The sequence below is a fragment of the Coleofasciculus sp. LEGE 07092 genome, from assembly GCF_015207375.1.
Lineage (GTDB): Bacteria > Cyanobacteriota > Cyanobacteriia > Cyanobacteriales > Coleofasciculaceae > LEGE-07092.
In genome coordinates, this window is record NZ_JADEWY010000218.1 from 1 (window position 1) to 5,718 (window position 5,718).

Below are 5,718 nucleotides of genomic sequence, written 5' to 3' on the forward strand. Positions count from 1 at the left end.
TCCCCATTCCCCATTCCCCATTTCCTTAATCCCAATGCCCAACCCTCGCCAGCTTGCATTTCTAGCCCTACGGAATATTCACCGAGAGGGTGCCTTTACTGATATTGCCCTTGATCGCGTTTTGCGCACTGCTCAATTACAAAATGTCGATCGCCGTTTAGTGACGGAGTTAGTTTACGGAACGGTTAGGCGAGAGCGAACCCTTGACGCCTTAATTAACCAACTCGGCAAGAAAAAAGCCCACCAGCAAGCCCCAGACTTTCGTACTATCCTCCATCTGGGTTTGTATCAACTTCGCTATCAGCAGCGCATTCCCCCGTCTGCTGCTGTCAATACCACGGTTGAGCTGGCTAAAGACAATGGGTTTAAAGGACTGGCTGGTGTTGCCAATGGATTGCTACGGCAGTATGAACGTTTGAAATCAGCATCAAACGAACCGTTGCAGTTACCGATAGAACCAGTCCAACGTTTGGGTATTTTGCACAGCTTTCCCGACTGGATTGTCGAGATGTGGATAGAACAGCTCGGGGTAGATGAAACAGAACAACTTTGTGAGTGGTTTAACCAAACTCCAACTATCGATCTGCGAGTCAATCCCCTGCGAACCTCAGTTGAGGAGGTTGAGACAGCCATGCAAAAGGTTGGCGTTGAAGTGCAGCGAATGCCTCACTTGCCCCAAGCCTTGCGATTGACGGGCAGCACGGGAGCCATTCAACAGTTACCTGGATTTAGTGAAGGCTGGTGGACTGTTCAAGATAGTAGTGCTCAGTTGGTTAGTTACTTACTTGATCCGCAGCCTGATCATATAGTGATTGATGCTTGTGCGGCACCAGGGGGAAAGACGACTCATATTGCCGAATTGATGAGCGATCGCGGTAAAATTTGGGCGTGCGATCGCGCTGCTTCTCGTCTCAAACGACTCCAGCAAAACGTCCAACGGCTACAACTACAATCCATCCAACTCTATACGGGTGACAGTCGTAACCTTTCCCAATTTACCAATAGTGCCGATCGGGTTTTACTGGATGCTCCCTGTTCGGGTTTGGGTACACTGCACCGTCGCCCTGATATTCGTTGGCGTACTAGTAAAGAGACGGTACAGGAACTTTCTGTACTGCAAAAGGAACTCTTAGCTCAGGCAGCGACTTGGGTAAAGCCTGGAGGCTGTCTAGTCTATGCTACCTGCACCCTACATCCCCAAGAAAATGAAGCGATCATTCAATCCTTTCTCAATAGCCATCCCCACTGGCAAATTGAGCCGCCTCCTCCAGATTCCCTCCTCACTCCCTTCTCCACACCCCAAGGTTGGCTTAAAGTCTTACCCCACCGCCATCACATGGATGGTTTCTTCATGGTCAAATTGAGATTAGGGCAAAACCATAAGGAGTGAACGTTCTTCCCTGCTCCCCCACACCCCACACCCCATCTCAAGAAAACTTAGCGTTAACTTAAGAACTAAGTTTACCGTTCTTGTTCTACAGTTCTGGTAGATTGAGCAACGGTGCATAAATTAATTATAGGAAAAGGTCATGGTTACCCACTCTAATGTCAAACAGCTAGTCAAGATTTTGATAGGTGCCGCTTGGATAGATGGCAGAATCCAGCAAGAGGAACGGGACTATCTGCACCGAGTTGCCAAGCAATCAGGTGTTGCCGAAGATCCAGAGATTCAACCGTTACTCTACGAACTCAGAGCCGTGTCAGCCGATGAGTGTTATGGCTGGGTACAGGAGTATTTGGGAACTCGCCCCAGTCAAGACGATTACCAGCGCTTGATTGAATCGATTAGCGCTTTAATTTACAGTGATGGCGACGTTGACACCGAGGAAGCTAAACTTTTAACACGCTTGCAGCTTCTCGATCCTGCCAGCGCATCGCCCAAGTCTGGCTACAATAACGTTCTCAAAGCGATTCAAAAACTTTACCACCGCTGGATTGACCAACAAGTCTAGTTGGAAGGGTAGTGAAATAACTCAGTTCTTAGTCCGCACTCAAAAAGAACACTCCTCCGATTTAAGGGGTTGAGCCAAGGGAGAATGTCATACTCAGTTGTGGTTTGATGCAGGATAGCAGGGGAGAGAAATTTACTTCTTTGAATGTAACTTGGTATCACGAGGCAACTAACTGGCTCAACCGTCGTCTTTAAAGATAGGGATGTTCCAACACTCTTTCATAAACGCGATCGCCCTTGTCGGGACGAAAAAACACCAAGACTGTTTCTCAAACGTGGCATTCACAAGACATAACCTGTCGTGTAAGTGCAACATCACTGAAGTGAACGCTCTCTCTTAATCCTTCACCTTGAGAATAAGACATCTTCACGGCAGGACTTGGTATTAGCTAAAAAGCCTTACTATCCGAGCATTTAGCACTTTAATTCACCCGAATGGGTTAACGATCAAATTGTAGGAACATCTCATTTCAGCCCGCGTCCAATTACTTAAGAAAACGATTTTTCTTGGAGAACGCCTTTCATGTCTAACCTACATTCCTGGCAATCTGGAACCGCAGCATTTTTAGCCTTTGGTATAACCGCTGGGACGATAGCACCTATGATGGTAGCTGCTCCTAGTTTTGCCCAAAGTACAAATTTTACAGATGTTTCATCTAGCTATTGGGCAAATCAGTTTATTGGTGAATTAGCACAGCGCGATATTATTGCTGGATTCCCCGATGGCACTTTCCGACCCGATGCGCCTGTAACCCGTGCCCAGTTTGCAGCGATGCTACGCAAGGCAAATCAATCATTTAAGAAAGCAACTCAACGGGGTGGAATTAATTTTGTAGATGTTCCCTCAAGATACTGGGCTTATTCGGCAATTCAAGATTCGTATACGACTGGATTTCTGGCGGGTTATCCTGGTAATGTCTTTAGACCCGAACAAAATATTCCCCGTGAACAGGTTTTAGTTTCCTTAGCTAATGGATTGGATTACTCTGCCAATTCATTAAACGTTCTGAACTTCTATAACGATGCAACCAGTATTTCCAACTGGGCACGTTCTCCGATTGCAGCAGCAACAGAAGAACGCATGGTCGTAAACTATCCTAATGTTAAGTTTCTAAATCCCCAGCGGAATGCCACTCGCGCCGAAGTAGCAGCGTTCATTTACCAAGCCCTTGTCAGCGAAGACCAAGCACAAACTATTAGTTCTCAATACATCGCTGATTCTATGCTTGCCAATTTTACAATTCCGGCTGGCACCACTATTCCAGTGAAGTACATTCGCGAAAAAATTCTAGTTGCTAAAGAAGATGAAGAATTACCGCTAACGTTGACAGTGGATGCCAATATCACCACCTCTGACGGCAGAGTTCTAATTCCCGCTGGTAGTGAAGTGGTGGGTGAGTTGCGTTCTACTGAGAACGGTGCTCAGTTTTTCGCCGAAAAACTGGTGATGAATGGTCAACAGATGAACATTGATGCCTCTTCGGAATTAATCACCACCACAGAAACCATTCGTCAAGGTACAAGTGTTGGCAACCTCGTTAAGAATGCCGCACTGGGTACCGCCGCCGCCGCCGCCATTTCTGCCGTCACCGGCGATCGCGCGATCGCTACAGAAGAACTCTTGATTGGGGCTGGTTCTGGTGTAGCCTTGAGCCTAATCCAGCGCTTCCTCGGTCGGAACAGCGTTGATCTGTATGTGATTGAGCCGGATACTGACTTGGATATCAAGTTAAATCAGAACTTGGTGATTAGCCCCAACTAATCCCAAATCCTTCCTTTTTCCATCCCGATGTAGAGTAGAGACGTTGCAGGCAACGTCTCTATTTAACTACACCGCCTGTTTCTCTTTTTCCAAAACAACTCGCCGCCGCCGATTTGATGGCTTCTTGCCTCCATGCAGCAGAGTGTAGAAGCAGGGGATAATAAACAACGTCAGTAATGTTGCCAAGGATAACCCGGAAAACACAACCACACCCAAGGGTTGCAAAAATTCCGAACCCTCCCCGATACCCAGCGCTAGGGGAAAGAGTCCCAACACCGTGGTAATAGTCGTCATTAAAATCGGTCGTAAACGCTGGGGAGCTGCTTTTAAAATAGCAGTTGTGCGGTCAACCCCTTCCTGGTCGTAAATCTGATTGGCAAACTCTACCATGATGATCGCATTATTGACCACAATCCCTACCAGCAGCACTGCGCCGACAAGTACTGTAGCACCGATGGCAGTTTGGGTGATGTAAAGCCCTAAAATTCCTCCAGCTAGGGATAGGGGTACGGTGAGCATAATCACCAAGGGGTCAATCAGGGAATTGTACTGCACTGCCATCACCACAAATACTAAAAACGCTGCCAATCCCCCCAGCACCTTGAGAGAGTTTTGCAATTGCTGGTTCGTTTCCTCGGTAGAACTGGGTAAAATAGTGACACCATCCGGTAAATCCACCTCTGCTAGTACTGCTTTAGTTTGAGCGATCGCATCACTCAATTTGGCTTCCTCTGCTAAACTCCCGGCAATTAGGAAAACCTGCCGCTGGTTAATCCGCTGAATTTCACCGGGAGCTTTACCTTTCTCAACCGTTGCGATATCTCCCAAGCGAATAGGGCGGCTATTGCCTAGTAATAGAGGCAACTGTTCTAACTGGGATACCCGCTGTACTGCTGCCTGATCCAGTTGTACCTGCACATCCACTAAGCGATCGCCCCGTTGCAACTGAGTCGCAATGGAACCCTCAATGGCTGTCTGGATGGAATTCCCTATTTCCTGTGCCGTTAACCCCAACTGCGCCACCCGTTCCCAATCCGGTCGAATTTGTACTTCCGGTTGCTTGGGATCAGCATCCGGGCGAAAGCGAACCAAAGAAACTCGATCATCTAGAACTTGCAGCAATTGACGTCCGGCATCTTCCAAGCTCTGGCTATCTGTTCCCTGAAGGACAATATCAACATCTGCTCCGCGCACGGGGGAGTTACTTAAGATAATCCCCCGCACTTCACCAGGGCTCATGCTTAGGCGAGATTGAACTAGATTGAGTTTCTCTAACTCCTGACTAACTCGTTCAACAAATGCCTCAACATCTGTGTGAGGTTTGAGGGAGATAGTGCTAGAACCCCGCAGCAGATTTTCTGAGGTATTACCTCCAAACAGGAACCCTCCCGATGTAGTAAACACATACTCGGTTTCGGGTTGTTGTAGGAGAATGTCATCGACAACCGTCATCACTTTCCGGTTCGTCTCCAAGGTTGTGCCGGGAGGAAATTGTGCTCTGAGGGACGCTTGTCCAGTGTTAATTCGAGGTAAAATTTCTTGGGGAATCTGACCAAATAACAAGAAGCTGCCGCCTCCCAAAATTAAAAAGGCGATCGCAATCACTCCAATCCGATAGCGCAATATCCAACCCAGGCAGCGTTCGTAACTCCGAGTCGCCGCCTCAAACCGCTGATTGAATTGCCACAACAGCCAAAATCGATTGATACCACTCGACCAAGGCAATGCCAATAATCGGGAAGATAGCATTGGCACCACCGTCAGCGCAACCACCAGAGACGCAGCTACAGCAAAGCTAATCGTGAGAATAAGTTCGCTAAATAGCAGCGAGAAAAAGCCACCAATCAGCAGGAACGGCAGTACCGCTACTAAGTTCGTACTGGTAGAAGCCAACAGCGCCGATTCCACCTCTCGTGAACTCTTCTCTGCCTGAGAAATCGGAGATTGAGAAGATAAGAAGGATTGGGGAAAATTTACAGAGAAATCTTCCTTGTCTTCCCCGCTC

Annotated in this window: 4 protein-coding genes; 3 read left to right on the forward strand and 1 reads right to left on the reverse strand. The window is 47.8% G+C overall.

Annotation, left to right across the window (positions count from 1 at the left end; translation table 11 throughout):
- Positions 1-34 precede the first annotated feature (34 nt).
- The 3 genes from IQ257_RS28560 to IQ257_RS28570 all read left to right on the forward strand — a co-directional run bounded on the left by IQ257_RS28560 (position 35) and on the right by IQ257_RS28570 (position 3,713).
- Positions 35-1,390 carry a 16S rRNA (cytosine(967)-C(5))-methyltransferase gene (locus IQ257_RS28560; RefSeq protein WP_193882045.1) on the forward strand — a complete coding sequence of 452 codons (1,356 nt, stop codon included), beginning with the start codon at positions 35-37 and terminating at the stop codon, positions 1,388-1,390.
- 139 nt (positions 1,391-1,529) lie between these two features.
- Positions 1,530-1,952, forward strand: a complete 423-nt coding sequence (locus IQ257_RS28565; RefSeq protein WP_193882042.1) for a TerB family tellurite resistance protein — start codon at positions 1,530-1,532, stop codon at positions 1,950-1,952.
- Between the two features lie 522 nt (positions 1,953-2,474).
- Positions 2,475-3,713, forward strand: coding sequence for an S-layer homology domain-containing protein (locus tag IQ257_RS28570; RefSeq protein WP_193882039.1), 1,239 nt, complete (start codon positions 2,475-2,477; stop codon positions 3,711-3,713).
- A 66-nt stretch (positions 3,714-3,779) separates the two neighbouring features.
- Here the strand turns inward: IQ257_RS28570 and IQ257_RS28575 are convergent.
- Positions 3,780-5,718 (reverse strand): efflux RND transporter permease subunit (locus tag IQ257_RS28575; protein WP_193933436.1); only part of this gene is annotated, 1,939 nt, incomplete at its 5' end.